Source organism: Nocardia sp. NPDC052316, assembly GCF_044547795.1.
In the GTDB taxonomy this organism is placed as follows: domain Bacteria; phylum Actinomycetota; class Actinomycetes; order Mycobacteriales; family Mycobacteriaceae; genus Nocardia.
In genome coordinates, this window is record NZ_JBIUBB010000004.1 from 394,616 (window position 1) to 419,112 (window position 24,497).

The following is a 24,497-nucleotide window of genomic DNA, read 5'->3' on the forward strand; positions in this document are numbered from 1 at the left end:
TACCGCATGGATTACGAAGAACCAGACGAATCCCAGGTCACGCCGAGCTATTTGAAGTCCGACGGCGAGATCGAGGCCAGCCTGCGCCCGAAGTCGCTCGACGACTTCATCGGCCAGCCGCGCGTGCGCGAGCAGCTCGCACTGGTGCTGCGCGGCGCCAAACAGCGCGGCGGCACCCCGGATCATGTGCTGCTGTCCGGCCCGCCCGGGCTCGGCAAGACCAGCATGGCGATGATCATCGCCGGCGAGCTCGGCACCGCGCTGCGCATCACCTCCGGTCCCGCGCTGGAACGGGCAGGCGATCTCGCGGCCATGCTCAGCAACCTGGTCGACGGCGACGTGCTGTTCATCGACGAGATCCACCGGATCGCCCGCCCGGCCGAGGAGATGCTCTACCTGGCGATGGAGGACTTCCGCGTCGACGTGGTCGTCGGCAAGGGGCCGGGCGCCACCTCGATCCCGCTCGACATCGCCCCGTTCACCTTGGTCGGGGCCACCACCCGGTCCGGCGCGCTGACCGGCCCGCTGCGTGACCGCTTCGGCTTCACCGGGCACATGGATTTCTACGACCCCGACGAGCTGCTGCTCATCCTGCTGCGGTCGGCGCAGATCCTCGGCGTGCAGATCGACCGCGAGGCCGCCGCGGAGATCGCTGGCCGGTCCCGTGGCACGCCACGCATCGCGAACCGGCTGCTGCGGCGCGTCCGCGACTACGCGGAGGTGCGCGCGGACGGGGTGATCACGCTGCCCAACGCGCGGGCGGCGCTGGAGGTGTACGACGTCGACGTCCTCGGCCTCGATCGCCTCGACCGTGCGGTCCTCGCCGCGCTGGTACGCAGTTTCGGCGGCGGCCCGGTCGGGGTGTCCACCCTCGCGGTAGCCGTGGGGGAAGAGGCCGCCACCGTCGAGGAGGTGTGCGAGCCGTTCCTGGTGCGGGCCGGAATGGTCGCCCGCACCCCGCGCGGGCGCGTCGCCACCGCCGCCGCGTGGGAACACCTCGGCCTCGTGCCGCCACCCGACCTGGTCTTCGGCTCCATCGAGGTGCGCGGCCGCGACCCGCAACCCACCCTGGACCTCTTCGAATAGCGGTGCGCGGCAAGCCGTCTCGTGCGGGCGGTAGTGAGCCTAGTCGCCGATGTCGCGGTGCAACGTCCACCGGTGATGCTGGTGCTCGGCATGCTGCAACGCCGTCACCACCAGGTCAAGGAACGCGTCCACTTCGTCGCGTGAGTAGCCGCGGGTGCCGAGCCGCGCCTCGGTGAACCGCACCGAGCGCACATCCGCGACGGTCAAACTGCCCGGCCCGCCGTGTGCCAGGGTCGCCGCGACCAGATCGAGGAACGCGTCGACCTCTTCTTCGTGGTATCCGCGCCGCCCGACCGGGGACGCGGTGAACCGCATGCGCTGCACGTCATCCGGGGTGAGCATGGACTGCCCGTTCCCGGCAGGCGCGGGCCGGACCCCGCGCTGCCGGTTCTCCAACTCGACGCGCACCCGATCCAGGTACTCGTCGACTTGGTCGGCGCGGTATCCGCGCCCGCCCGGCCGCGGTGCGTCGAAGGTGACGTGCCGTAGATCGTCGGCGGCGAGCGCGCCCCGCCCGGCCATGGTCGCGGCGACGAGGTCGAGGAAGGCGTCCACTTCGTCCGCGTGATAACCACGCTGCCCGAATGGTGGTGTCGCGAAACTGATCCGGCTCACATCCTCGGGGGTCACGGGCGACATTCTGTCAGGCCCGGAACGCCGGTCCGTGGGAATGTGGATTTTTCGTACTCCCTGGTCTCTTGCGACCACGAGCGCCCCCTGGCGGACAGCGTCGGAACAGTTCCCTCACCTTAACGCCGCGAACGTCGTCAGGGGGCTTATCGATTTGCTCAGTCCTTGCGGACACCGTCGATCAGCAGCCGCCGGATGGCCTCGTTGAGGCCTTGGATGGAGCTTTCGCCGGTGTCGCGCAGGCCGTGCATGATGCCGGCGAGCAGCATGCCGGTGACCGCCCGGGCGGTGTTGACCGTGTCCAGATCCGCTCGCAGATAACCGTGTTCGACGCCGTGCTCCAGGTATCCGGCGGTGAGCGCGTCGGCCATATCGAGCAGGCCGTAGAGGCGCGCGGTCAGCTCGTCGTCGATGCCGGGGGCGTGCACGAGCAGCAACTGCGCGACCCGGCGGTCGTCCATCAGGATGTGGGTGAGCGCCTGGCCGATCCGGTCGGTTTGCGCGCGGTATTCGTCCAGTGTGGTGGCGGCGTCGGGGGCGTTCTCGGTGCCGAGGGTGTCGATGATCTTGGCGGACAGGTCATCGATCACGTGGTCGATGATGTCGCGCTTATTGCTGAAGTAGCGGTAGAAGGTGCCGTGCCCGATGCCGAGATGACCGGCGATATCGGCGATTCCGGTGCCGTGATAGCCCTTCTCCGCGAAGCAGACGAACGCGGTGTCGATGATTTCCTGCCGTAGCTCGGCTTTGCGTCGCTCGGCACGCGTCAATGGCTTCGTCACGACCCCGATGATACAGTCGTCACAAACGGAATGATGTGTCATTCTGTGATAAACGGTTCACATACTTGGAGGTTCGGAGTGGCGCCTCAGTACGACGCTGTCGTGGTCGGAGCGGGATTCGGTGGCATGGGGGCGGGCATCGAGCTCGATCGGCTCGGCCTGAGCAACTACGTCATCCTCGATCGCGAGGACGACCTGGGCGGTACCTGGCACGTCAACCATTACCCCGGCCTCGCCGTCGACATCGCCTCGGTGACCTACTCGTACTCCTTCGAGCCGAACCCGTACTGGACCCGGCTGTTCGCGCCGGGCGCGGAGCTGAAGAAGTATGCGAAACACGTCGCCGACAAATACGGCCTGCGCCGCCGCATGCGCTTCGGCACGGTGGTCGACGGTGCGCGCTGGGACGAAGAGCACCAGCACTGGGTGGTCTCGATCGCGGGCGGCGAAACCCTCACGGGCCGTTACCTGCTCACCGCGACAGGCTTCCTGTCCCAGCCCTACACCCCGCCGTTCCCCGGCATCGACTCGTTCGCGGGCAAGATCATTCACACCACCGCGTGGGAGGACGACTTCGACCTCACCGGCCGTAAGGCGGCGATCATCGGGACCGGTGCCACCGCGGTGCAGCTGGTGCCCGAGGTGGCCAAGAAGGCGCAGGCGCTCACCGTCTTCCAGCGCACGCCGATCTGGGTGGTGCCGAAGATCGACGCCGCCATCCCGGCGCCGGTGCAGAAGCTGTTCGACCGGGTGCCCGCGACCCAGAAGGCCGCGCGGCTGTTCAATACCAGCCTGCTCGAGGCGCTCATGGTCGTCGGCGTGCTGCACTACACCCAGGCCAAGCCGTTGAACAAGGCCGCGGGCGTGCTCGCCAAGGCGCACCTGCGGGCCTCGGTGCGGGACAAGCAGACGCGCAAGCAGCTCACGCCGCACTACGACTTCGGCTGCAAGCGTCCGACCTTCTCCAACACCTACTTCCGCACGTTCAATCAGCCGCACGTGCGGCTGGAGACCAACTCGATCGATCACATCGAGCCCGACGGCATCGTCACCGCCGACGGCAACAAGACCGAGATCGACACGCTGATCCTGGCCACCGGTTTCAACCTGTGGGACGTGAACTTCCCGGCCATCGAGATCGTCGGCCGCGACGGCGTCAACCTCGGAAAGTTTTGGCGGGACAACCGTTTCCAGGCCTACGAGGGCATCACCGTGCCGAAGTTCCCGAACTTCCTCAGCCTCAACAGCCCGTACTCCTACAGCGGCCTGTCGTACTTCACCACCATCGAGGCGCAGATGAAGCACATGGGGCGGCTGTTCGGCGAGCTGTTCCGGCGCGGCGAGCAGACCTTCGAGGTGACCGAGGCGGCGAACGCGGACTTCCTGGACCGGGTCACCGACAAGCTCGGCACCTCCGTCTTCTACGGCGGCGACTGCTCGACCGCGCGCAGCTACTACTTCAACCCGCACGGCGAGGCCGCGCTGCTGCGCCCGACCAGCACCCTCGCCGCGCACCGCGAAGCGGTCAGCTTCCCGCTCGACGACTACGTGTACGGCAAGTCCGCCTGAGTCGACGCACGCGGTGACGCAAGCCCCGCCGGACCCACACCGGCGGGGCTCACCGCGTTACTTCGCGATCTTGCGCAGCACCCACTCCGCCAGCGTCGGAGTGACCGCCGAGTGCTCGGTATTTATTGCGTTGCAGCAGAACTCGGTGAGCATGGTCTGCTCGGCCGTCACCTTGCGCAGATCCTGGTCGAGCTGCACCTCCCAGGTCATCGGGTCGAAGTCCAGCGCGACCGCGCTGACCGAGGGGACGAAGCAACTCCAGCGCTTCATCTCCTCCAGCTCGACCCCGAGGGTCGTGGCGACCTGGCCGAACGAATCGAGCATGCCGCCGGGCGCACCGTCGAACGGCGCGACCGCGGTGGTCGTCGAGGTGCGCGCGGTCAGGCCGAGGTGCATGCCGCCGACCGGCTGCTGCTCGCCGAAGGCGGGTTGATAGCGCGCGGTGGCGCTGCCGACGATGCCGCCGAGGAACTTCTTGTCGAACACCACCTCGCCGGGCGGCAGTGCGGGGCCCTGCCCGTCGCCGCGGCCGTTGGCCACCCCCAGCCGGACCGGGCGCTGCGGGAATCCACCCAAATCGGCCAGCTCCTGGACGAATTGGGCGCGCAGCGGTGACGCGGTGGCGACCGGACCCGAATACCGCGCGTCCTCGACCCACGCCCACAGCAACTGCTGGGCCGCCGGGCTGCGGATCAGGCTCGCCTTGCTGGCCTTGCCCGGGGTGAGCGCCTCGAAGAACTCGAAGAAGTAGGCCATCTGCTGCAGGATCAGCGGAATCCACGCCCCGTTGTGCGGCGAATCCCAGGACAGATAGGTCTCGGTCTGATGATCCTCGTTGTCGCGTTCCATCGCGGCCAGCGCGTAGCGGGTGACCTGACCACCCATGCTCACACCGCCGGTGATCAGCGGGTTGTTGCCCTGCCGCTCGGCGATCACCTTGCCGATGCATGCCCGCGCGACACCCGCGTTGACCTGGAGGTAGTCGTGGCGGGAGTCGAAGCCGAGCAGCACGATGTCGATACCCGAGGCGAGCAGCTGGTCGAACAGTCGCTCGCCCGCGTCGGAGTAGGGCTCGTTGAACCACTGCCACAGCGCGTCGAGATCGCTGGGGCCGTAGCTGAAGCCGTCGGCGAAGATCATCGGGTTGACCAGTCGGTCGTGCCCGTGCGCCAGATGCACCGATGCCGTGCCCTTACCGTATTTCCCCAGGTACGGATGCTGCGACACGAGCGGCCACTCGTAGTCCGGCGGGCGCGGCGGCTCGGCCGATCTGCCGGTCGGGGTGCCGAACCACGGTCCCGATTCGGCGATCCGCGCCAAGTCGTACAGTTCGGGCGCGGACAGGTCCCCTGCGGCCTTCTGTACCAGCGTTTTGACGTCGATTCTGGCTTCCTGAGCCATCATCTTCCCCTTTGTGAACGCACAGGATGCCCCGAGACACGGCTCGACGATCGATGAGTTCGTGCGTAGATCAGGCTCCCCGGCCACGCCGTCGGGACGTCCTGCGCTGATGAATTCCCTGCGATTTCTACTGTATGCCAACGCAATTCGCGGCGGATGCGTTTCCGGGCGGAGAATTTACGGGCAAACCGACCGGGCTCCTCGGACGCCGGTGGCCGCCCCGAATCCGGGGTGCGATATGGCGGATCCGCGCATCGGTGCTCCCCAGCAGGTGTGCCGGTGTGGCGGCGGAGACATGAACTGGCAGACTGTCTGGATACATACCCATCCCACCCACAAGACTAGGGACTGACTTCGACGATGGAACTTCTGTTTCCGCTGCTGCTGGTAGCCCTGCTCGTGCCGATGTTCCTCGGTGTCCGCCGCCAGAAGCGGGAAGCCGCCAAGGTCACGGAGATGCAGGACAACCTCAAGGCCGGCGACCAGGTCATCACCACGTCGGGGCTGTACGGCACCGTCGTCGATCTCGACGACACCACGGTCGATCTCGAGATCGCCGAGGAGGTCGTGACGACGTGGCTGCGCGCGGCCATCCGCGAGGTGCGCGTCGAGACCGAGACCGAGGCCGTCGCCGACGCGACCGACACCGACTCGACCGGCGCGACCGCAGTCGACGCGATCGAGGAATCCACCGAGCAGACCCAGACCCGGTTGACCAAGGACTGATCACCGGTTCGGTGCTTGCGACGGCCCGCCGACCGGTGGGCCGTCGCTCACGCCGTTACTGCCCGCACCCGGCGTCGCTGGGGTGTGCTTGCCTGTTTCACTCTCGACTTCCCGCCTAGGAGATGACGTACTGTGCCACCTTCCCAGGGATCGGCGCATCCGCTCCGGCTGCTCGGTGTCTACGCCGCGCTGCTGGCCGTGATCTATGCGCTGGTGTTCTTCACCGGTGACAAATCCTCGACGCCACGGCTCGGCATCGACCTTCAGGGTGGTACCCGGGTCACGCTGACCGCTCGCACCCCGGACGGCGGCAAGCCGAACCAGGACAGCCTGAAGAAGGCGCAGGAGATCATCGAGAACCGGGTCAACGGTCTCGGTGTCGCCGGCTCCGAGGTCGTCATCGACGGCGACAACCTGGTGATCACGGTGCCGGGTGACGACGGGGCGCAGGCGCGCGCACTGGCGACCACCGCCAAGCTGTACATCCGTCCGGTGCTCAACGCCGTGCCCGCGGCGCAGCGCGGTCAGACGCCGCCTGCCGCACCGGCACCGGGTGCGGTACCGCCGCCCGCGGGCGAAGTACCGCCGCCCGCGCCCGCCGACTCGGCGCCGTCCGTCGGCGCTCCGGCCTCCGGCGAGGTCCCCGCGCCGGACCCGGCCCCGCAGCAGCGGGTGTTCCCGGCCCAGGCACCGACCCAACCGCCCGCCGACCCGAATCTCACGCCACAGGAACTGGCGGTCAAGGAGATCCAGGACGCCAAGGCGGTCCGGCAGAGCTCCGACCCGAACGTTGCGCAGGCCGCGATGGCCGCACTGGACTGCAGCAAGCCGGATCCGTTGCAGGGCAACGACGATCCGAACCTGCCGCTGGTCGCCTGCTCCACCGACGGCCAGGAGATCCTGCTGCTCGACAAGAGCCGCATCGACGGCCAGGAGATCAAGAGCGCCACCTCGGGCATGAACACCCAGCAGGCGCGGCACGAGGTGTACCTGGAGTTCAAGTCCGCGGGTAGCGACGCCTGGGCCCAGCTCACCGGCGAGTACGTCAACAAGCGGGTCGCGTTCGTGCTCGACACCAAGGTGGTCAGCGCGCCGGTCGTGCAGCAGGGCCCGCAGCAGGGCGGCCGCACCCAGATCTCCGGTAACTTCACCGCCGCGTCCGCCAAGGAACTGGCGAACACGCTGAAGTACGGTTCGCTGCCGCTGTCGTTCCAGACCTCCGAGGCCGAGACGGTGTCGGCGACGCTCGGCCTGTCCTCGCTGAAGGCGGGTTTGCTCGCCGGTGCGATCGGCTTGGCCGTGGTGTTGCTCTACTGCCTGGCCTACTACCGAATGCTCGGGTTCGTTACCGGATTGTCGCTGGTGGCTTCGGGTCTCGCGGTCTACGGCATCATGGTGCTGCTCGGCAGATGGATCGGGTTCACCCTCGACCTGGCCGGTATCGCCGGTTTGATCATCGGCATCGGCATGACCGCCGACTCGTTCGTGGTGTTCTTCGAACGCATCAAGGACGAGATGCGCGAGGGCCGCAGCTTCCGCTCCGCCGCGCCACGCGGCTGGCAGCGGGCCCGCCGGACCATCCTGTCCGGCAACGCGGTCAGCTTCATCGCCGCGGCGGTGCTCTACATCCTCGCGGTCGGGCAGGTGAAGGGCTTCGCGTTCACCCTCGGCCTCACCACCATCCTCGACGTCGTCGTGGTGTTCCTGATGACCTCGCCGCTGGTGTTGCTCGCCTCGCGGACGAACTTCTGGGCCAAACCGTCGGTGAACGGTCTCGGTGCGGTCCAGCAGATCGCGCGCGAGCGGAAGGCCGCCCAGGCCGCACTCGGGAAGGCGTGAAAACGAGATGACCAATCACACGAGCACCTCGCGCCCCGCGAACCCGGCCGAGACCACGGACGTGTTCGCCGCGGTGTCCGAGCAGCCCAAGCACGGCTTCTTCAACCGGCTCTACACCGGCACCGGCGCCATCGACGTCATCGGCAGGCGCCGGATGTGGTATCTGATCACCGCCGCGATCATTCTGATCTCGTTGGGCAGCATCATCTTCCGTGGCTTCAACTTCGGAATCGACTTCGAGGGCGGCTCGCGGATCCAGTTCCCCGCCGCGGGCGCCAGCACCAGTGAGGTTGAGAACGTCTACCGCTCCGCGATCGGCACCGATCCCGTCTCGGTGCAGACCGTCGGTAGCGGCGGCAACGCCACCATCCTGATCCGCTCCGAGGCGCTGGACAAGGACCAGGTGGACAAGCTGAACAACGCGTTGTTCAGCGAGTTCCAGCCCAAGGGCAAGGACGGCAACCCCAGCCGGGCCGCGATCAGCGCCTCGGACGTCAGCGAGACCTGGGGTAGCCAGATCACCCGCAAGGCGCTCATCGCGCTGGCGGTGTTCCTGGTGTTGGTGGTCATCTATATCGCCGTCCGGTTCGAAACGCACATGGCGATCGCCGCGCTGGCCGCGTTGATCTTCGACGTCGCGGTCACGGCAGGGGTGTACTCGCTGGTCGGCTTCGAGGTGAGCCCGGCGACGGTGATCGGCATCCTGACCATTCTCGGCTTCTCGCTCTACGACTCGGTGGTCGTGTTCGACAAGGTCGAGGAGAACACCAGGGGCATCCTGCATTTGAGCAGGCGCACCTACGGGGAGCAGGCCAACCTCGCGGTGAACCAGACCCTGATGCGGTCCATCAACACCGCCCTCATCGGCATCCTGCCGATCGTCGCCCTGATGGTCATCGCGGTGTGGATGCTCGGTGTCGGCACGCTCAAGGACCTCGCGCTGGTGCAGCTGGTCGGTCTGCTGGTCGGCACGTACTCCTCGATCTTCTTCGCGACACCGCTGCTGGTGTCGATCAAGGAACGCTGGGGTCCGGTCGCCAAGCACACCGACAAGGTCATGTCCCGCCGGGCCGGGGCCGCGAGCGCGCGGGCGGGCTACGAGGCCGAGCGCCGCGCCACCGCCGCGACCGGCCGTGGCTACGGCGACGAACCGCGCAGGCCGCGGGAACCGGGGCAGGCGCCCCGCCCGGGCGCGCGCCCGAGCGGAAAACGGCAGAAGCGGCGGCACTGACACAGGCAGGGGGTTTCATGCGCAAGCCACGCAGCCGAGCGGTACGTCTGATCGCCGTGGTGGCCGCGGGCACCCTGGCCGCCGGACTGGCGGCCGGGTGCTCGAGCAAGAACCAGGTGCCGTCCATCGGTTACGCCGTCGACGCCACCGTCGCCAGCTACAACGGTGGCAGCACCCTCGGTGCGAGCAGCGGAGCCGCCGCGGTGTTCAGCAGGGTGCTCACCGGGTTCTTCTACACCGGACCCGAGGGGCAGCAGGTCGCCGACACCGACTTCGGCACCGCCAAGGAGGTGCCCGGCGACGTCCAGACCATCCAGTACCGGCTCAACCCCGACGGCGTGTACTCCGACGGCGTACCCACCTCCTGCGACGACCTGGTGCTCGCCTGGGCGTCGCACAGCGGGCGATTCACCAAACCCGGTGACCGGGGCCCGATTCCGCTGTTCGACGCCGCGAGCACCGCGGGCTACGCCGACATCGAACGGGTGGACTGCCAACCCGGCTCCCGCGACGCCACCGTGGTGTTCCGGCCGGACCGGCACTACTCGGCATGGCGCAGCCTGTTCACCGCGGGCGAGCTGGTGCCCGCGCACGTCGCGGCGCGGGTGGCGAACGTGCCGAATGTGGTGTCGGCCTTGCAATCCGCCGATCCGAGCGCGCTCGGGCGGATCGCCGAGTTCTGGAACACCGGCTGGATCTTCGGCGGCAACCTCGACCTGACCCGATTCCCGTCGTCGGGGCCGTACCGGATCGAGTCCTTCAGCGAGAAGGACGGTTTGGTGCTGGTCGCCAACGAGCGGTGGTGGGGTAACAAGCCCGCGACCGGTCGAATCCTGGTGTGGCCCAAGAACGTCGACCTGAAGTCCAAGGAGGGCGACAGCGCCCTCGGGGTCGTCGACATCGGTACCGGATCGATCAAAGACCTGAACCTGGAAGGGTTCCGGGTGCAGAACCTGCCCGGGCGGGGCGCCGAGCAGCTGGTGCTCGCCACCGGCGGGGTGTTCGGCTCGGTCGACATGCGCAGGGCGTTCGCGCTGTGCGTGCCGCGCCAGGCGCTGTTCGACAAGCTCGGCAAGGTGCCGGACGCGCCCAAGAGCGGGCTCGGTTCGGGGCCACTGAACGGGCATATCGTGCAGCAGGATTCGCTGTTCTACGCCTCGGTCACCGGTGCGGCAGGCAAGTTCGGCGGCGGTGACGTGCCGGCCTCGACCCAGGCCGTCGGCGCGTCACGGACCAACAATCCGACCATCCGCATCGGCTATCTGCGCCCCGATGAGCGGCGCGCGCAGACCGTGGCGATGATCACGGAAGCCTGTAAGCCGGCGGGCATCACCGTCGTCGACGCCGGGGCGGCCGATTTCGCGCCGTCCCAGCTCACCGAGGGCAAAGTCGACGCGATCCTGGCCGGTACCGCCGCCGCGCCAGGGCCGGCCGGATCGCTGACCGGGGTCGCGGCCACCAGTGCGTTGCGCACCGGTAGCGGGCTCAATTTCGGGCGATTCGGTAACGGCCGCTACGATTCGATCACCGATCAGCTTGCGGCCGACGACAACTCGACCACACAGCTGAGGCTGCTGACCGATGCCGAGAACCTGTTGTGGGCGGAGCTGCCGAGCATTCCCTTGTTCGCCACCCCGCGCACGATCGCGTTCGGCGGTGGTCTGCAGAACGGGATCGCCGCGCCCAATCAGGCGGGGTCGGGTTGGAACATGGACCGCTGGGTGTTGAAGCGGTGACAGGTGCTGCGGGTGCGGCCTCGGGTATTCGCCCGTGGCCGCGCTCCTTGGTGTGATGATGGAGAGGTGTCGATGAGTAAGCACGCGGCGATCGAGTCCGATGAGTTAGCCGCCGATCGGACCGGCCGGGCCGCGCGCGCGGTCGAGCAGTTGACCCGGTGGCGCGACGACTTCCCCGCCCCCGGCATCCGCTTCGCGGATCTCACCCCCGTGTTCGCCGACGCCGAAGGCTTCCGCTCCGTCATCGACTGCCTCGCCGCCAGCGCCCCCGACGCCGACCTGGTCGCGGGCATCGACGCCCGCGGCTTCCTGATCGGTGCAGGCGTGGCCGCCAGCCTCGGCACCGGCGTCCTCGCCGTCCGCAAGGCAGGCAAACTCCCGCCGCCGGTCCTGCGCCGCGAATACCAGCTCGAATACGGCACCGCCGCCCTGGAAATCCCCGCCGACGGCGTAGACCTGCGCGGCCGCCGCATCCTGCTCCTCGACGACGTCCTCGCCACCGGCGGCACCCTCGCCGCCGCCGCCGACCTCTTCGCCCAAGCAGGCGCCGAAGTCATCGCCGCCGCCGTAGTCCTGGAACTGACCTTCCTCAAAGGCCGCGACCACCAGGGTGCCTACCCCCTGACCTCCATCGTCGAGGTCTGATCGCCTCAGGCGGGGATTCCGGCGATCAGGCCGTCGATGAGGTGGCCTACCGCGGTTTCGGTGCGGTAGGCGTTGCGGATGGTGTCCCATTTGGGGAGCATTCGGACTGTGGTGGGGAAATCGGCCAGGGCCTCGGGGGTGGCCTGGTCGGTCCAGCGGGGGCGGGGGTGGCCCTGGGCGGTGGCTTCGGTGCGTTCGGCTTCGGCGCGGCGCATCATCAGCTCGCCGAGGATGAAGCGCCAGACGGCGTTGTACATGTAGCCGGCGTAGTCGTCGGTGGCGCCGAGTGCCGTTGCGGTGTCTACGAATTCGTCGAGGATCCACATGGCGGCCCGGCCGAAGGATTCACCGCTGACGAGAATGTCGGCGACCCAGGGCATTTCGTGCAGGACGTCGATCAGATAGGTGATGATCGCGACGAGCCGGTCGCGGGGGGCTCGAGGTAGCTGCGGCCGGTCGAGTTGGTCGGCGCGGGCGCTCAGGACGGCGATCATCAGTGCCGCTTTGGTGGGGAAGTGGTGGTAGACGGCGGCCGTGCTCACGCCGAGTTCGTCGGCGAGTTTGCGCATGCTGAAGCCCTCGGCGCCGCCGTCGTCGAGCATTCGGGTGGTGGCGGCCACGACGTCTTCGCGCGGCACCCGGACGGGGCGGCCGCGGCGGCGGAGCGCGTTGCTTGTCACTCCTCTCATTGTCCGGATCAAACCTCTCGACACCCAGGTAAGGCTGTGCTAACTATAATAAACACACGCGTTACTAAATTATGGAGGTTGTCGTGACAGAGCGAACCGGCGCGGGTAAGGGATGGACGCTCGGCGTCGTGTTCCTCGTGATGTTCCTTGTCTCCGTTGATCTTTCGATCGTCAACGTGGCCTTGCCCGCGATCGACGAGTCGCTGCACTTCGGTCCGTCCGGCCTCAGCTGGGTGATCAACGCGTTCCTGCTGACCTTCGCCGGGCTGATGCTGCTCGGCGGCAGGCTGGCCGACCTCACCGGCCGTCGCACGCTGCTGCTCGCGAGCCTGGGCGTGTTCGCACTTGCCAGTGCCTGGGGTGGTGCCGCGCAACATGGCTGGGAACTGCTGGCGGCGCGCGCGTTGCAGGGCGTCGGCGCGGCGGTGCTGGCGCCGATGACGTTGGCGCTGGCCACCTCCGAGTTCCCGGAGGGCCCCGAGCGCACGAAAGCGATGTCGGTGTGGGGCGGTGCCGGTGCTGCGGGCGGTGCGGTGGGAGTGGTGCTCAGCGGTGTGCTCACCGACCATCTCGGCTGGCGGTCGGTGATGTGGGTCAACCTGCTGTTCGTCGCGGCGGCGGTGGTCGCGGTGCTGCGCGGCACCGACAACCGGGTGCCACAACTACGCGGCCGCCTCGATGTGCCCGGCGCGGTCCTGGTCACCTTCGGGGTGACGGCGTTGGTGCTCGCGGTGATCTCCACCGAAACGCACGCGTGGGGCTCGGCGCGGGTGCTCGGCTGGTTCGCCGTGGGTGCGGTGCTGCTGGCCGGCTTCGCTCTGGTGGAAGCAAAGTCGGCGGATCCCCTGGTGCCGCTCGAGTTCCTGCGCCGTCGCTCGCTCGTCGGCGCCACCCTGTTCGGATTCATGCTCACCTCCGGGCAGATCGCCAGCTTCTACTTCGTCGCACAGCTCTTGCAGCGGGTGCTCGGCTACAGCCCGACCCTCACCGGCGTGGCGATTCTGCCGTTCTGCGTCGGCATCGTGATCGGACTGCGGCTGGCGATGCTGGCGACACCGCAGTGGGGTCCGCGGCCGGTGCTGCTGGTCGGCGGCCTCGTCGGCGCCGTGGGCCTGCTGTGGTTCGGCTGCGCCGACACCTCGACGACCTTCCTGACCGGGCTGCTCGGCCCGTCCCTGGTCGCCAGTGTCGGCATCGGTGCGTCGGTAGTCGCGATGGGCACCGCCGCGGTGGCGGGCGTGCCGGCCGAGCAGACCGGGCTCGCCTCCGGCGTGCTCAACAGCGTGCGGCAACTGGGCGGATCGCTCGGGTTGGCGATCCTGGTGACGGTCGCGGCCGGTGTCATCGGAACCGACACCGGGAGAGCGGCATTGGCCGAGGGTTACACGACGTCTCTGCGTCTGGCCGCGGGCTTGCTTGCCGCGGGCGCCGTCGTCGGCGCGTTGATCGTGCCCAAGACCGGCAAGGCCGCGGCTCCGATCGACACCGCTGTGGCGGCCGGGGTGGAGTAGCCGCCGGAACTGAGGTCTCGTCTCGGGCGCCCGATATGCCCATACTTTTGCTAGCTGGACGTGCGAGCTGGAGGTGCGGCGATGGTTGCTGGCGCGCCGCACCCGCTCACGCCGTCCCGGCCGGGGGAGGGGATACGGATGCGCGGAGCCCACAGGTCGGCGTGGCCTGCTTCGCTGGAGACAGTGTCGGCAGCGTTGGCGTGTCGCGGTCGGAGTGTCAGGATCTGCCGGTGAGTGTTTCGCCGCCGATGCGGCAGGTCAGAGCTGACTATGATGCGGCGACCGTGGTTGTCTATCAGGCGTATCCCGCGGCGATCGCCGAAGCCGCCCTTGCCGCAGGAACTTTCGTCGCCCCGTTCAGCCGGGAGCGGATGACGTGGATCAAGCCCTCGTTTCTGTGGATGATGTATCGGTGCGGCTGGGGCAGCAAGCCGGGCCAGGAGCGGGTGCTCGCCGTGACGATCACGCGCAGCGGGTTCGAGTGGGCACTATGGCAGTCCTGCCTGAGTCACTATGTGCCGGACATGTATTCGGATCAGCGGGCGTGGATGGACCGGCTGCGCACGAGTCCCGTTCGGGTGCAATGGGATCCGGAGCGCGATCTGCACCACCGGCCGCTCGCGCACCGGTCGCTGCAGGTCGGCCTCGGCGGCCCGGCCGTGGGCTTGTATGTCGACCGGTGGATCACCGGGATTCGTGACGTCACCGCGGAGGCGCGGCGGATCAAGGGCCTGGTGGCCGACGGGAAACTCGCCGCGGCCGCCCGCGCGCTGCCGGTCGAGCGACCCTATCCGCTGCCCGCCGAGATCGCTCGCGTGATCGGCGCCGACTAGGTCCTCGCGCGCGAAAAAGGCCGGTGCGCAGGTGTGATCCAAATATCACTGGCACACGTCGCGCAGGTGTGGTTAATCTAGATGGGTCTTATTGCCGTTGATCGGAGCCATGCCATTGATTTCATGAGGTAGCCACTCGGGCGGTCCGCAGTCGCGCGCCGCGTATTCTGAGCGACCTCTGGAGTCATCATGGCAAATCTGTCATTTTCCGATCTCACTTTCGCCTGGCCGGACGGCACCCCGGTGTTCGACGGGCTCGACGGCGTTCTCGGCCCCGGGCATGTCGGCCTGGTCGGCAGCAACGGCGCGGGTAAGTCCACGCTGCTGCGGTTGATCGCCGGTGAGCTCACGCCCGCCCGCGGTTCGATCTCGGTCACCGGTCACCTCGGCTACCTGCGGCAGGACCTCGGTCTCGCCGCGGGGCAACGGGTCGACGCGGTACTCGGCATCGCCGAGCTCCGGAAAGCGTTGCATCGCATCGAATCCGGCGGTGGCGACGAGTCCGACTTCGACATCGTGGGCAACCAATGGGATGTCGAGGAACGGGCCATCGCGCTACTCGGCCGGCTCGGACTGCACTACGTCGCCGACTCACCCGCACAGCTGGATCGCCGACTGGAGACCCTCTCCGGCGGCGAGACGACGCTGCTCGGGCTGGTGGCCGAACTGCTGGCCGAGCCGGAGATCCTGCTGCTGGACGAGCCGACGAACAATCTGGATCGGCTTGCCCGCGAACGGCTTTACGAGGTGGTCGGCCAGTTCTCCGGCACCGTGCTCACGGTCAGTCACGACCGCGAGCTGCTGGAGCGGATGAGTACCATCGCCGAGCTGCGCCACGGCGACATCCGGATGTTCGGCGGCAACTTCAGCGAGTACGAGCGGATCATCGAGGCCGAGCAGCAAGCGGCCAGGGCCGCGGTCCGCGACGCGCGCAGCGATGTGCGCAAGCAGGCCCGCGAACTCGTCGAGACGCGGATCAAACTGGATCGCAGGCAGCGGTACGGGCAGAAGATGTGGGACACCAAGCGTGAACCGAAAATCATTATGGCCGAACGCAAACGGCAGGCCCAGGTGTCGGCGGGCAAGTTGCGCAACACCCATATCGACAAGCTGGAGACGGCCAAGGACCAGCTCCAGCACGCACAGGAGCTGCTGCGGGACGACCGGGAAATCCGGGTGGATCTCCCCGACACCCGGCTCTACCCCGGCCAGGACGTGATCGACCTGGACGCGGTGGAGTTGGCTTGCGGCCCAACGGTTTCGCTGCGGATCAGCGGCCCGGAGCGGATCGCCTTGACCGGACGCAACGGCGTGGGCAAAACCACCCTGCTGCGCCGGATCGCGGCGGCCCACCCGCAGGTGCCGTGGCGGATGCTGCCGCAACGCCTCGACATCTTCGACGAGCAACGGTCGGTCTTCGAGAACGTGGCATCGACGGCGCCGCACGCGTCGCCGGAGCAGATCCGGGCCCAGTTGGCCCGGTTCCTGTTCCGCGGCGGTGACGCCGATGTCGCCGCCTCGGCGCTGTCCGGTGGTGAACGCCTCAGGGCCGCACTGGCAATGCTGCTCCTGGCCGAGCCTGCCCCGAAGTTGTTGCTGCTCGACGAGCCGACCAACAACCTCGACCTGCCCAGCCTCGAGCACCTCACCCAGGCGCTGGCCAGTTTCGAGGGGGCGCTGATCGTGGTGAGCCACGACCCGCGCTTTCTCGACGACATCGGGCTCACCAGGCGGGTGGAGCTCACCGCTGACGGGCTGGTGGAAACGCTGGTCCGATAGCGGAAAGCCGCACACCCCTTGATCTTTCGCGCAGGTGATCCGATGTGCGCTGGGTGAGGGGTGTGCGGTCGGCTACCGGTCGAGCTCGGCTACCAGCTTTCTCGGGGCGACCTTGCGATAGGCGTCGTGGATGATCTCGGTGAATTCGCCCCAGTCCGGGTCGATGTCGAGCCGGACACCGATCCACCCACTGTGCCCGACGTACGGCGGAACGAAGAAGCGCTCGGGTTCGGCGTCCACCAACTCGGCCTGCACCCCTTCCGGGGCGGGGCACCAGATGGTCGGGCCCGGTTCGTCGTACCCCCCGTCGATGTATTTGACGAACGAGGTCTTCTGGCGCACGAAGAAGGTGGGGCAGCCGTGGCTGAGTCGTTCGCTGCACTCCGGTAGGGCAAGACAGATCGCGCGGATCCGCGTCAACGGGTCCATGCGCGCAGTCTACGGCGCGGATGCTCCGCGCATGGCCCGCCGCAGTACGCCCGGATGCTTGAGTAGCCCCGGTGCGAGCCATATCGCGAGCGCGGTGAGGGTGAGCCACGGACGCAGGTGGGGTTTCAAGGTGCGGATCCGGCCGTCGTCGGCGAGTTCGAGCACCAGCGCCTCGGTGAACCGGAAGGGTCCGAGGGCGGCTTCCGCGAGCAGTACGCGGTGGGCTCCGTCCCCGATCTGCTGGGTCCATCGCAGGCCGGAGACACCGCCGTAGGCGGCGGTCAGCAGGATGCGCAGATCATCCGCGCCGCGGAACACCAATCGCCCGGACAGTGGCGAGATCAAGGTGGCGTCGGGGGTCAGGGTCGCCGTCACCGCGTCGAAATCGCGGGCTATCGTCGCCGCGCGGAACCTGTCCACCGCGTCTGTAGTCGTTGCTTCATCCATCGCCGAGTCCATCACCCGAACCTAGCCGCAGTCGCTTGCGAAAAGCAACGGACTACGCTGAGGGGGTGTCCAAGGCTGCTCTGTCCGACATCGTCTGCTCGATCGCCCGCACCATCGACGCGATCGGCGAACGATGGACGCCGCTCATCCTGCGCGACCTGTTCGTCGGCGTGACCCGGTTCGAGGACATCCGCCGCGATCTCGGCATCGCGTCCAACGTGCTCGCCGCCCGGCTGGCCGCGCTGCAGGCGCACGGCATCGTGGAAATGCGCGCCTACCAGTCGAATCCGGTTCGACACGAGTATCTGCTCACCGACAAGGGCCGCGACCTTTATCCGGTGCTCACCATGCTCGTCGCGTGGGGCGACACCTGGGTTGCCGGGCCGGAGGGGCCGCCCGCGCTGATCGTGCACGACGACTGCGGGAAGGTCACCGCGGGCGTGGTGGTGTGCCGGGAATGCGCAGCGCCGCTGACCGCGGACAACGTGCGTTTCGTCGAGGGGCCCGGCGGATGCCGAGGGCCGGGGACGATGCTCGTCGGCGACTATATGGAGCCCTCCGCCTGACCGGTGGCCCCTCAGTTGACCGCGACGGCCTCCGCGCCGGTGGCCGCGCGCAACTCGTCGAAGGTGGTCGGGAAGACGGCGTGCGGGTGCCCGGCCGCCGCCCAGATCTCCGGCTGGCCGGCCAGCGTCTCGTCGATCAATGTCCTGATCGGCGCCGGATGACCGAGCGGCGCCACACCGCCGATGGCCTGGCCGGTATGCACCCGGACGAACTCCGTACTCGCCCGCGACAGCTTCCCGATACCCAGGTGCGCGGCGATTTTGTCGGTGTCCACCCGGTGGGCACCACTGGTGAGCACCAGCAGCGGCGCGCCTTCCGCGTCGAAGATGAGACTGTTGGCGATCGCGGCGACCGGGCAGCCGAGTTGCTCGGCCGCCGCGGCCGCGGTCGGCGCGGTCTCGGGGAGCACCCGTACTCGCGGGGTGACACCGGCGGCACGCAGGGCGGCCTCGACGGCGAGTACGGTCGGCTTCTGTGCGATCGCATCCATGGCGGCGATCCTAAACGGCGGTCACGCTGCGAGCCTTCGATTTTCGGTGGCGTCTGAGCGCACCGAAGCGGAGACGCTCGGCGACGGCTGTTTCGGCGGCGGGTGCGGTCATCGATTTCGGCGGGCGCGCTGAAGGCGCGGGGCGCGGCTGTGCGCTCAGGCCGGTGGCGGTGAGGCCGCACAGCGGTGCCTCGGTCGTAGGTGCCGAGCCGGCCGACGGTCGATGCCGGTGCGATTCCGCTGCGCGGGTCAGCCGGCGGCGACGATCTCGATCTCGACGAGCCAGTCGTTCTCCAGGGTCTGCGCCACGATCGCCGTGGTCGGAACGGCCCGGCCGCCCAGCGCGGCGACCCGGGCGGCGGCGTTCGCGTCGGCGTCGGAGGCGTCGCGCAGGTAGCTGGTGAGCCGGACGATGTTGTCCACGGTCATGTCGGCCGAGGCGAGGATGGTGCGCAGGTTCGACCAGATCAGGTCGAGCTGTTCGGTCAGGGTCGTGCCCGGTTTTCCCTCGGCGTCGAGACCCATTGTGCCCGAGACGAACAGCAGCCGTTCGGCACCTCGGACCTCCATCGCGTGCACGTAGTCGTCGGTGGCCGGATAGATGCCTTCGGTGGGGTTGTGCTGTCGGAGCTCCACGCGTCCGATCTTGCCAGGGAACAGGTTTCGCCGAGGGGATTCCTTGACCGCCGTAGTTTTAGTCATCTACACTAAAACAGGATTCACGAGAGGAAGTGATCACATGGGATACGGAAACTGGGACGACACCGCCTACCGCGCGGCCAAGACCTTCCGTGCCAGCCGTGGGCTCGACGACTTCGGATACACCGCCGAGATGCAGGGGGTGCCGTACGGGGACTGGCAGGCGCACCCCACGCTCGACCCGCTGGGTATCACCGCGCGGGAATGCCGGGACTCGGCCGACCACGAGAATTCGCTGCCCATCGCGGTGTTGTTCGACGTCACCGGCTCGATGGGCCGAGTGCCGCGGATTATGCAGCGCAAGCTCGGCAAGCTGCACGGATTGCTGCAACGCAAGGGATACGCGGACGACCCGCAGATCCTGTTCGGCGCCGTCGGCGACGCCGACTGCGACCGAGTGCCGTTGCAGGTGGGGCAGTTCGAGTCCGACAACCGGATGGACGAGCAGTTGCGTGCCATCCTGCTGGAGGGCGGCGGTGGCGGGCAGAAGTCCGAGAGTTACGAACTGGCCGGGTATTTCATGGCCACCCACATCGTCACCGACGCATGGGAGAAGCGGCGCAAGAAGGGCTACCTGTTCCTGATCGGCGACGAGCTGAACAAGCCACGGCTGGCGTCACGGCACATCCGCAGCGTCATCGGTGACGGTGTGCGGCGCGATGTTTCGGTGGCATCGATCTATCGCGAGCTCGCCGAGCGCTGGCACGTCTACTACATCCTGCCGAATCAGTCGAGTTACTACGACGATCCGGAGATCGCCGACCACTGGCGCGGGCTGCTCGGCCAGAACTTCCTGAAGCTCGACGATCCCGCCGCGGTCTGCGAACTCATCGCACTGACCATCGGAATGGAAGAGGGGCGCGTCGATGTGGCCGCCGGGCTCGCTGACCTGCGGGATGTCGGGTCGGCGGCCGAGGCCGCGTCGGTCGGCAAGGCCTTGGGGATCAGCGGGCCGCGGACGCGGGCGCTGCCGAGCGGGCGTGGCTGAGGCGCACCATGTTTCGGTCACACATCGTGGTAGTCGACCTCGGTTTCGGTGACGCGGGCAAGGGCGCGACCGTGGACTGGTTGTGCTCCCCGGCGGCGGGGCTCGACGTGTCGGCCGTCGTGCGGTTCAACGGCGGTGCGCAGGCGGCGCACAACGTGATCGCCGACGGACGGCACCACACGTTCGCGCAGTTCGGGTCGGGGACCTTTTCCGGGGTGCCGACGCTGCTTTCGCAGCATGTGCTGGTCGAACCCATCGCGCTCGCCGGGGAGGCGCGCACGCTCGCGGCGCTCGGCGTGCCGGATCCGTTGGCGCTGCTGCACATCGACGGCCGAGCCCTGCTCACCACGCCCATCCACATCGCCGCCAACCGTGCCCGCGAGGACGCGAGGGGTTCCTCGCGGCACGGTTCGTGCGGACGTGGCATCGGTGAGACCGCCTGGTACGCGCTGGCACACGACGCTCCGACCGTGTCGGATTGCCTGCGCCCCAGGGTTCTTCGGGACAAGCTCCGAGCACTCGCGGCTCAGTACGGCGCGCTGATCGCGCCGAGCGACCACCGTTACGAGCCGATCGACACCCTGGTCGACATGTATCGGGAGTTCGCCGCGGCCGTCCGGATCGTCGGCGGCGAGCAGCTGGCCCGCTTCGCCCGGCGCGGCCGACTGGTCTTCGAAGGGGCGCAAGGTGTCCTGCTCGACGAGTGGCGCGGTTTCCACCCGCACACCACCTGGTCCACGGTCGAGCCACGCAACGCCCGCGTCATGCTGGCCGAAATCGGTTCCACCGGTGCGGTTCTCGGCGTTACCCGCACCTACATGACCCGGCACGGCGCAGGCCCGCTGCCCACCGAGGACCACACCCTCGACTTCCCGGAGCCGCACAACATCACCGGCCGCTACCAAGGCGAGTTCCGCCTCGGCCACCTCGACCCGATCCTGCTGCGTTACGCCATCGCGGTGTCCGGCGGCATCGACGGACTAGTCCTCACCCACCTGGACACACCGGGAACCCGTTACGCGGCAACGGGATACCGCACCGCCGAAGGTGTGCTCGATCGCCTGCCACCCGGCGTCTGGCAGGACCTCGCCCACCAGCAACACCTCACCGACCTCCTGGTCACAGCCCACCCGACCCTCGCTGAAATGCCGCAAGACGTAGCCCCCTGGCTGGCGCAGACCCTTGACACACCAGTGGTCCTGACCTCGAACGGCCCCACCCGAACCCATCGGACACCGACCGCGGAAGCCGTCACCGCAGCATGATCCCATCGGCGACCGGTCTTCCACGGCCCGCGACGTCGCGGCAGACCGCAGCCGTTGCCGGCAGACCCGCCACCGGCCGCGGCAGCCGTTGCCAGGCGGGTGTTCGGCGGTCGACGCCCAGCGGTCGAGCCGCAGCCGCCGATGTCCGGCGGCGATCCCGCTCGGCGACCGAGTGCGCGGATGCCGGTGGGTGGGCCCGATGGTCGGGTGCGGCAGGATGGTGCGGCGTGGAGCAATCCGTTGTTTCGGTGGATGTGGTGACGTTGCGGTTCTGGGACGACGACGCGGGGGTACGGGTAGGGATCGCGCCGCGCGCGGTCGCGCCGTTCGCCGGGCGGTTGGCGCTGCCGGGTGTGTTGCTCGGCCGCGGGGAGCGGCTGGTGGAGGCGGCGCGGCGGGCCGTGCACACGAAACTCGGTGTGCCGGAAGCAGCGATCGGTGCGGTGGGGCAGCTGGTGACCTTCGACGAGCCGAATCGCGACCCGCGCGGACCGACCTTGTCGATCGCGATGTGGGCGGTGGCCGGGCCGCACGACGGCCCGGCGCAGTGGGTCGGCTTCGACGAGATACCCGAACTGGCCTTCGACCACAACGGCATCGTCGCCGCGTCCCGCGGTCTGCTCGCCGGACTCCTGTGGAAAGACCTGCCCTTCACCCGGGCACTGCTCGGCGACGAATTCCCGGCCACCCGAGCCGTGGCGGCCACGACGGACCTCGCGGGCGCCCGACCCGACCCCGCCAACCTCAACCGCACCCTCGCCGCCCTCCCTGGCCTGGCCCGCACCACCGAACGCCGCCGCGTGAAAGCCACCGGCCGCCCCGCCGCGGTATGGGCCTTCGAGGCAGACGCTTAGCTCGTTACCGCTGGGGGAGCAATCCTTGGACCGTGCCGAAGTCGAGGGCGTTCTCCAGCGCCGTGTAGGTGCCGTGTTCGAGCAGTTCGGTGGCTGCCGTCTCGGCCAGCGTGTAGGCCGCCTGCGCCACCGCGGCACCGACGCTGACCCGTCGTACGCCCGCCGCCGCGAGTTCGGCGACGGAAGGCGCGCCTGCCCCGGCCATCACGTTGATCGGCAGCGGCGACGCGGCGACCAGTTCGGCGAGCGTCGGCAGATCGAGCAGGCCGGGTACGAAGAGACTGTCCGCACCGGCCGCGGCGTAGGCGGCGGCCCTGGTGCGTACCTCGTCGAACCGGCCTTCCGGAGCACCGATGCCGAACAGGTACACATCGGTCCTGGCATTGATCACCAGTTCCGGCAGGCCGGCCTGCCGCGCGGCTTCGCGGGCCGCCCGCAGTCGATCGGCCTGCGCGGCGGTGTCGAACAGCGGCCCACCGGGTGCCGTCGAGTCCTCCAGGTTCACCCCGACCGCCCCGGCGGCCACCGCGGCGCGGACGGTGGCCGCGACATCCTCGGGCGCGGGCCCGTACCCGCCCTCGACATCCGCGGTCACCGGCACGTCGACGGCGGCGGCGATCCTGCGGATGACGCCGATCGTGTCGTCCCTGGTGAGCTGCTGGCCGTCACCGGTGCCGAGCGACCAGGCCACGCCCGCACTGGTTGTCGCGATCGCCGGTGCGCCCGCACGCGCGATCACCGCGGCGCTGACCGCATCCCAGGCGTTCGGCAGCACGAAGATCCCTTGCTCGTGCAACGCGCGTAAGACGGCTGTCGCGTTGCGCTGTCTGTCGGTGATGGGCTGAATGTCCTGTGCCACAGGGGCTCCTCGCGAGTTGTTCGATGGACCGGTCGCGCTGGAGGTAACGCCGGAGACCGCGCGGACAGTCCCGGACATCAGTCCGGCTTTGAAAGACGGTGCGGCAGAACGCCGTTCAGCGCCGTGGCGCGTACATGATGATGGCGACGCCGACGAGGCAGATGGTCGCGCCGAGGTAGTCCCAGCGGTCGGGGTGAAATTTGTCCACGAGCATGCCCCAGGCGAGCGAGCCCGCGACGAAGACGCCACCGTAGGCGGCGAGGATGCGGCCGAAGTTGGGGTCGGGCTGGAAGGTCGCGACGAAACCGTAGGCGCCGAGCGCGAGGACGCCCGCTGCGATCCAGAGGATGCCGCGCTGCTCCCGCCAGCCCTGCCAGACCAGCCACGCGCCGCCGATCTCGGCGAGGGCGGCCAGGGCGAACAGCAGCAGGGAACGGACGACGGTCATGAGGGTGAACCTACCGACCGCCGGAACGCCGGTCAGGCCGGTACCGTCGCCAGGTCGTACACCACGTACGGACGGCCGATCACCGGGTACGAGACGTTGCGGACCGGAACGCCGCCCGCCGTACGACCGCGTTCTGTGCCGTGATGGGCGTGCCCGTGCAGGGCGAGCGTGGCCCGGCCCGCGTCCACGGCATCGGCGAGGGCGTGACAGCCGAGGCCGGGGTAGAACTTGGTCGGTTCGCCGGCCAAGGTGTCGATCACCGGCGCGAAATGCATCAGGGCGACCCGGATGTCGGTGTCGAGGGTGTCCAGGGCCTGGTGCAGCCGCAGCGCGTCGACGGGCCCGCGCAGCATCCGGGCACGATGTTCTTCGGTGCCGTTCTCGGGATCGCCCGGGTAGTCGGCGAATCCGCCGCTACCGCCCATCACGCCCGCGATGCCGAGCCGAATCCCGTTCAGCTCCAGCGTGATCGCGGTGCCTTCAAGCATGTGTACGCCGATGTCGGTGAGCTGCGCGGCGATTCGGAAGCCGAGCCTGTGGTCGTGGTCGTGGTTGCCGAGAACCGCGACGACGGGCACCGGCAGCTCGGCGATCTCGGCGCAGAGCAGGTCGGCCTCGGCCGGGCTGCCACTGTCGGTCAGATCGCCCGCCAGCAGCAGCACATCGGCGTGCTCGGCGATCCGCAGTAGGTCCGGCCGAAATCGCCCGGCCACGGCAGGCCGCAGGTGCGTGTCCGCGACGGCGGCGATCCGGATACCTGGCTGCGCGACCTCGGCTGGCATGGCGCCAGACAGCCACATCCGCGACAGGGTGTCAACCGCAATCTGGCGTTCATCGGCCCGCCATCCGCCGGCGAGCTGTCGGAATAGCTGCCCGCTATCGGCAGTTCAGTGCCCGTTCAGCGAGGCAACGGGCGATGCGGCGACCGATGAAACGTCCATGAACAGTGCGCCGGGAGCCTATCGGCGGGCCAGGCCAACCCCGCATGGTTCGG

The 24,497-nt window shown here is 68.6% G+C and carries 25 protein-coding genes; 14 read left to right on the top strand and 11 right to left on the bottom strand.

The features are described 5' to 3' along the window. Window positions 1-6 precede the first annotated feature (6 nt). Window positions 7-1,086: a Holliday junction branch migration DNA helicase RuvB gene (gene ruvB / locus ACIHA7_RS20215; RefSeq protein WP_397291534.1), complete on the top strand. Its 1,080-nt coding sequence runs from the start codon at window positions 7-9 to the stop codon at window positions 1,084-1,086. 39 nt (window positions 1,087-1,125) lie between these two features. Here the strand turns inward: ruvB and ACIHA7_RS20220 are convergent, their stop codons facing one another. Together ACIHA7_RS20220 and ACIHA7_RS20225 are read right to left on the bottom strand one after the other, a co-directional pair. Then, on the bottom strand, window positions 1,126-1,725 hold the full coding sequence (locus ACIHA7_RS20220; RefSeq protein WP_397291536.1) for a DivIVA domain-containing protein: 600 nt from the start codon (window positions 1,723-1,725) through the stop codon (window positions 1,126-1,128). Window positions 1,726-1,874: 149 nt separating this feature from the next. Continuing rightward, the gene (locus tag ACIHA7_RS20225) at window positions 1,875-2,540 is read right to left on the bottom strand and encodes a TetR/AcrR family transcriptional regulator (RefSeq protein WP_397291538.1); all 666 of its coding nucleotides are present in this window, start codon (window positions 2,538-2,540) and stop codon (window positions 1,875-1,877) included. 36 nt (window positions 2,541-2,576) lie between these two features. Between ACIHA7_RS20225 and ACIHA7_RS20230 the strand changes: the two genes are divergently transcribed. Next, on the top strand, window positions 2,577-4,067 hold the full coding sequence (locus tag ACIHA7_RS20230) for a flavin-containing monooxygenase (protein WP_397291540.1): 1,491 nt from the start codon (window positions 2,577-2,579) through the stop codon (window positions 4,065-4,067). A 57-nt stretch (window positions 4,068-4,124) separates the two neighbouring features. Here ACIHA7_RS20230 and ACIHA7_RS20235 read toward each other — a convergent pair whose 3' ends face one another. Continuing rightward, window positions 4,125-5,468 carry a hypothetical protein gene (locus ACIHA7_RS20235; protein WP_397291542.1) on the bottom strand — a complete coding sequence of 448 codons (1,344 nt, stop codon included), beginning with the start codon at window positions 5,466-5,468 and terminating at the stop codon, window positions 4,125-4,127. 360 nt (window positions 5,469-5,828) lie between these two features. On the opposite strand from ACIHA7_RS20235, the gene yajC reads away from it, so the two are divergent. The 5 genes from yajC to ACIHA7_RS20260 all read left to right on the top strand — a co-directional run bounded on the left by yajC (window position 5,829) and on the right by ACIHA7_RS20260 (window position 11,645). After that, complete coding sequence (yajC, locus tag ACIHA7_RS20240; RefSeq protein ID WP_397291544.1) at window positions 5,829-6,194, top strand: preprotein translocase subunit YajC; 366 nt, start codon at window positions 5,829-5,831, stop codon at window positions 6,192-6,194. Between the two features lie 132 nt (window positions 6,195-6,326). Further along, window positions 6,327-8,033 (top strand): protein translocase subunit SecD, encoded by a 1,707-nt coding sequence (secD, locus tag ACIHA7_RS20245; protein WP_397291546.1) that lies wholly within the window; start codon window positions 6,327-6,329, stop codon window positions 8,031-8,033. A 7-nt stretch (window positions 8,034-8,040) separates the two neighbouring features. Next, on the top strand, window positions 8,041-9,264 hold the full coding sequence (secF, locus tag ACIHA7_RS20250; protein ID WP_397291548.1) for a protein translocase subunit SecF: 1,224 nt from the start codon (window positions 8,041-8,043) through the stop codon (window positions 9,262-9,264). 17 nt (window positions 9,265-9,281) lie between these two features. Then, window positions 9,282-11,000, top strand: a complete 1,719-nt coding sequence (locus ACIHA7_RS20255; protein ID WP_397291550.1) for an ABC transporter substrate-binding protein — start codon at window positions 9,282-9,284, stop codon at window positions 10,998-11,000. Between the two features lie 72 nt (window positions 11,001-11,072). Next, window positions 11,073-11,645, top strand: coding sequence for an adenine phosphoribosyltransferase (locus ACIHA7_RS20260; RefSeq protein WP_397291552.1), 573 nt, complete (start codon window positions 11,073-11,075; stop codon window positions 11,643-11,645). A 5-nt stretch (window positions 11,646-11,650) separates the two neighbouring features. Here the strand turns inward: ACIHA7_RS20260 and ACIHA7_RS20265 are convergent, their stop codons facing one another. After that, entirely contained in the window at window positions 11,651-12,334 is a 684-nt protein-coding gene (locus ACIHA7_RS20265; RefSeq protein ID WP_397291554.1) for a TetR/AcrR family transcriptional regulator, read from the bottom strand. Between the two features lie 83 nt (window positions 12,335-12,417). On the opposite strand from ACIHA7_RS20265, the gene ACIHA7_RS20270 reads away from it, so the two are divergent. From ACIHA7_RS20270 to ACIHA7_RS20280, 3 genes are all read left to right on the top strand, one after another. After that, window positions 12,418-13,845, top strand: a complete 1,428-nt coding sequence (locus ACIHA7_RS20270; RefSeq protein WP_397291556.1) for an MFS transporter — start codon at window positions 12,418-12,420, stop codon at window positions 13,843-13,845. Window positions 13,846-14,075: 230 nt separating this feature from the next. Beyond that, the gene (locus ACIHA7_RS20275) at window positions 14,076-14,678 is read left to right on the top strand and encodes a DUF4291 domain-containing protein (RefSeq protein ID WP_397291558.1); all 603 of its coding nucleotides are present in this window, start codon (window positions 14,076-14,078) and stop codon (window positions 14,676-14,678) included. Between the two features lie 189 nt (window positions 14,679-14,867). Then, the gene (locus ACIHA7_RS20280; RefSeq protein WP_397291560.1) at window positions 14,868-16,457 is read left to right on the top strand and encodes an ABC-F family ATP-binding cassette domain-containing protein; all 1,590 of its coding nucleotides are present in this window, start codon (window positions 14,868-14,870) and stop codon (window positions 16,455-16,457) included. A gap of 72 nt (window positions 16,458-16,529) precedes the next feature. Here the strand turns inward: ACIHA7_RS20280 and ACIHA7_RS20285 are convergent, their stop codons facing one another. Together ACIHA7_RS20285 and ACIHA7_RS20290 are read right to left on the bottom strand one after the other, a co-directional pair. Next, window positions 16,530-16,886 carry an MmcQ/YjbR family DNA-binding protein gene (locus tag ACIHA7_RS20285; protein WP_397291562.1) on the bottom strand — a complete coding sequence of 119 codons (357 nt, stop codon included), beginning with the start codon at window positions 16,884-16,886 and terminating at the stop codon, window positions 16,530-16,532. Between the two features lie 9 nt (window positions 16,887-16,895). Beyond that, window positions 16,896-17,333: a nuclear transport factor 2 family protein gene (locus tag ACIHA7_RS20290; RefSeq protein WP_397291564.1), complete on the bottom strand. Its 438-nt coding sequence runs from the start codon at window positions 17,331-17,333 to the stop codon at window positions 16,896-16,898. Window positions 17,334-17,398: 65 nt separating this feature from the next. Here ACIHA7_RS20290 and ACIHA7_RS20295 point away from each other — a divergent pair, with 65 nt between their 5' ends. Beyond that, window positions 17,399-17,899 carry a winged helix-turn-helix transcriptional regulator gene (locus ACIHA7_RS20295; RefSeq protein WP_397291566.1) on the top strand — a complete coding sequence of 167 codons (501 nt, stop codon included), beginning with the start codon at window positions 17,399-17,401 and terminating at the stop codon, window positions 17,897-17,899. 11 nt (window positions 17,900-17,910) lie between these two features. On the opposite strand, the gene ACIHA7_RS20300 is transcribed toward ACIHA7_RS20295, so the two are convergent. Together ACIHA7_RS20300 and ACIHA7_RS20305 are read right to left on the bottom strand one after the other, a co-directional pair. After that, window positions 17,911-18,390 (bottom strand): YbaK/EbsC family protein, encoded by a 480-nt coding sequence (locus ACIHA7_RS20300; RefSeq protein WP_397291568.1) that lies wholly within the window; start codon window positions 18,388-18,390, stop codon window positions 17,911-17,913. A 249-nt stretch (window positions 18,391-18,639) separates the two neighbouring features. Next, window positions 18,640-19,092, bottom strand: a complete 453-nt coding sequence (locus ACIHA7_RS20305) for a RidA family protein (RefSeq protein WP_397291570.1) — start codon at window positions 19,090-19,092, stop codon at window positions 18,640-18,642. Between the two features lie 37 nt (window positions 19,093-19,129). Between ACIHA7_RS20305 and ACIHA7_RS20310 the strand changes: the two genes are divergently transcribed. The 3 genes from ACIHA7_RS20310 to ACIHA7_RS20320 all read left to right on the top strand — a co-directional run bounded on the left by ACIHA7_RS20310 (window position 19,130) and on the right by ACIHA7_RS20320 (window position 22,196). Then, window positions 19,130-20,077 carry a hypothetical protein gene (locus tag ACIHA7_RS20310; RefSeq protein WP_397291572.1) on the top strand — a complete coding sequence of 316 codons (948 nt, stop codon included), beginning with the start codon at window positions 19,130-19,132 and terminating at the stop codon, window positions 20,075-20,077. An 8-nt stretch (window positions 20,078-20,085) separates the two neighbouring features. Continuing rightward, window positions 20,086-21,342 (top strand): adenylosuccinate synthetase, encoded by a 1,257-nt coding sequence (locus ACIHA7_RS20315; protein ID WP_397291574.1) that lies wholly within the window; start codon window positions 20,086-20,088, stop codon window positions 21,340-21,342. A gap of 227 nt (window positions 21,343-21,569) precedes the next feature. Further along, window positions 21,570-22,196, top strand: coding sequence for an NUDIX hydrolase (locus ACIHA7_RS20320; protein WP_397291576.1), 627 nt, complete (start codon window positions 21,570-21,572; stop codon window positions 22,194-22,196). A gap of 4 nt (window positions 22,197-22,200) precedes the next feature. Here ACIHA7_RS20320 and ACIHA7_RS20325 read toward each other — a convergent pair whose 3' ends face one another. From ACIHA7_RS20325 to ACIHA7_RS20335, 3 genes are all read right to left on the bottom strand, one after another. Beyond that, on the bottom strand, window positions 22,201-23,055 hold the full coding sequence (locus tag ACIHA7_RS20325; protein WP_397291578.1) for an isocitrate lyase/phosphoenolpyruvate mutase family protein: 855 nt from the start codon (window positions 23,053-23,055) through the stop codon (window positions 22,201-22,203). A 115-nt stretch (window positions 23,056-23,170) separates the two neighbouring features. Next, window positions 23,171-23,503, bottom strand: coding sequence for a YnfA family protein (locus tag ACIHA7_RS20330; RefSeq protein ID WP_397291580.1), 333 nt, complete (start codon window positions 23,501-23,503; stop codon window positions 23,171-23,173). A gap of 32 nt (window positions 23,504-23,535) precedes the next feature. After that, window positions 23,536-24,303 (bottom strand): metallophosphoesterase, encoded by a 768-nt coding sequence (locus ACIHA7_RS20335; protein ID WP_397291582.1) that lies wholly within the window; start codon window positions 24,301-24,303, stop codon window positions 23,536-23,538. Between the last annotated feature and the right edge of the window lie 194 nt (window positions 24,304-24,497).

Excerpts from the sequence above, each read along its gene's own strand:
- ACIHA7_RS20305 (WP_397291570.1), bottom strand. The coding sequence starts at position 19,092 with ATGACTAAAACTACGGCGGTCAAGGAATCCCCTCGGCGAAACCTGTTC.
- ACIHA7_RS20265 (WP_397291554.1), bottom strand. The coding sequence starts at position 12,334 with ATGAGAGGAGTGACAAGCAACGCGCTCCGCCGCCGCGGCCGCCCCGTC.
- ACIHA7_RS20255 (WP_397291550.1), top strand. The coding sequence starts at position 9,282 with ATGCGCAAGCCACGCAGCCGAGCGGTACGTCTGATCGCCGTGGTGGCC.
- ACIHA7_RS20330 (WP_397291580.1), bottom strand. The coding sequence starts at position 23,503 with ATGACCGTCGTCCGTTCCCTGCTGCTGTTCGCCCTGGCCGCCCTCGCC.
- ACIHA7_RS20260 (WP_397291552.1), top strand. The coding sequence starts at position 11,073 with ATGAGTAAGCACGCGGCGATCGAGTCCGATGAGTTAGCCGCCGATCGG.
- ACIHA7_RS20225 (WP_397291538.1), bottom strand. The coding sequence starts at position 2,540 with ATGACACATCATTCCGTTTGTGACGACTGTATCATCGGGGTCGTGACG.
- ACIHA7_RS20235 (WP_397291542.1), bottom strand. The coding sequence starts at position 5,468 with ATGGCTCAGGAAGCCAGAATCGACGTCAAAACGCTGGTACAGAAGGCC.
- ACIHA7_RS20300 (WP_397291568.1), bottom strand. The coding sequence starts at position 18,390 with ATGGATGCGATCGCACAGAAGCCGACCGTACTCGCCGTCGAGGCCGCC.
- ACIHA7_RS20315 (WP_397291574.1), top strand. The coding sequence starts at position 20,086 with ATGTTTCGGTCACACATCGTGGTAGTCGACCTCGGTTTCGGTGACGCG.
- ACIHA7_RS20290 (WP_397291564.1), bottom strand. The coding sequence starts at position 17,333 with ATGGATGAAGCAACGACTACAGACGCGGTGGACAGGTTCCGCGCGGCG.
- ACIHA7_RS20220 (WP_397291536.1), bottom strand. The coding sequence starts at position 1,725 with ATGTCGCCCGTGACCCCCGAGGATGTGAGCCGGATCAGTTTCGCGACA.
- ACIHA7_RS20310 (WP_397291572.1), top strand. The coding sequence starts at position 19,130 with ATGGGATACGGAAACTGGGACGACACCGCCTACCGCGCGGCCAAGACC.
- ACIHA7_RS20285 (WP_397291562.1), bottom strand. The coding sequence starts at position 16,886 with ATGGACCCGTTGACGCGGATCCGCGCGATCTGTCTTGCCCTACCGGAG.
- yajC (WP_397291544.1), top strand. The coding sequence starts at position 5,829 with ATGGAACTTCTGTTTCCGCTGCTGCTGGTAGCCCTGCTCGTGCCGATG.
- ACIHA7_RS20335 (WP_397291582.1), bottom strand. The coding sequence starts at position 24,303 with ATGTGGCTGTCTGGCGCCATGCCAGCCGAGGTCGCGCAGCCAGGTATC.
- ACIHA7_RS20280 (WP_397291560.1), top strand. The coding sequence starts at position 14,868 with ATGGCAAATCTGTCATTTTCCGATCTCACTTTCGCCTGGCCGGACGGC.
- ruvB (WP_397291534.1), top strand. The coding sequence starts at position 7 with ATGGATTACGAAGAACCAGACGAATCCCAGGTCACGCCGAGCTATTTG.
- secF (WP_397291548.1), top strand. The coding sequence starts at position 8,041 with ATGACCAATCACACGAGCACCTCGCGCCCCGCGAACCCGGCCGAGACC.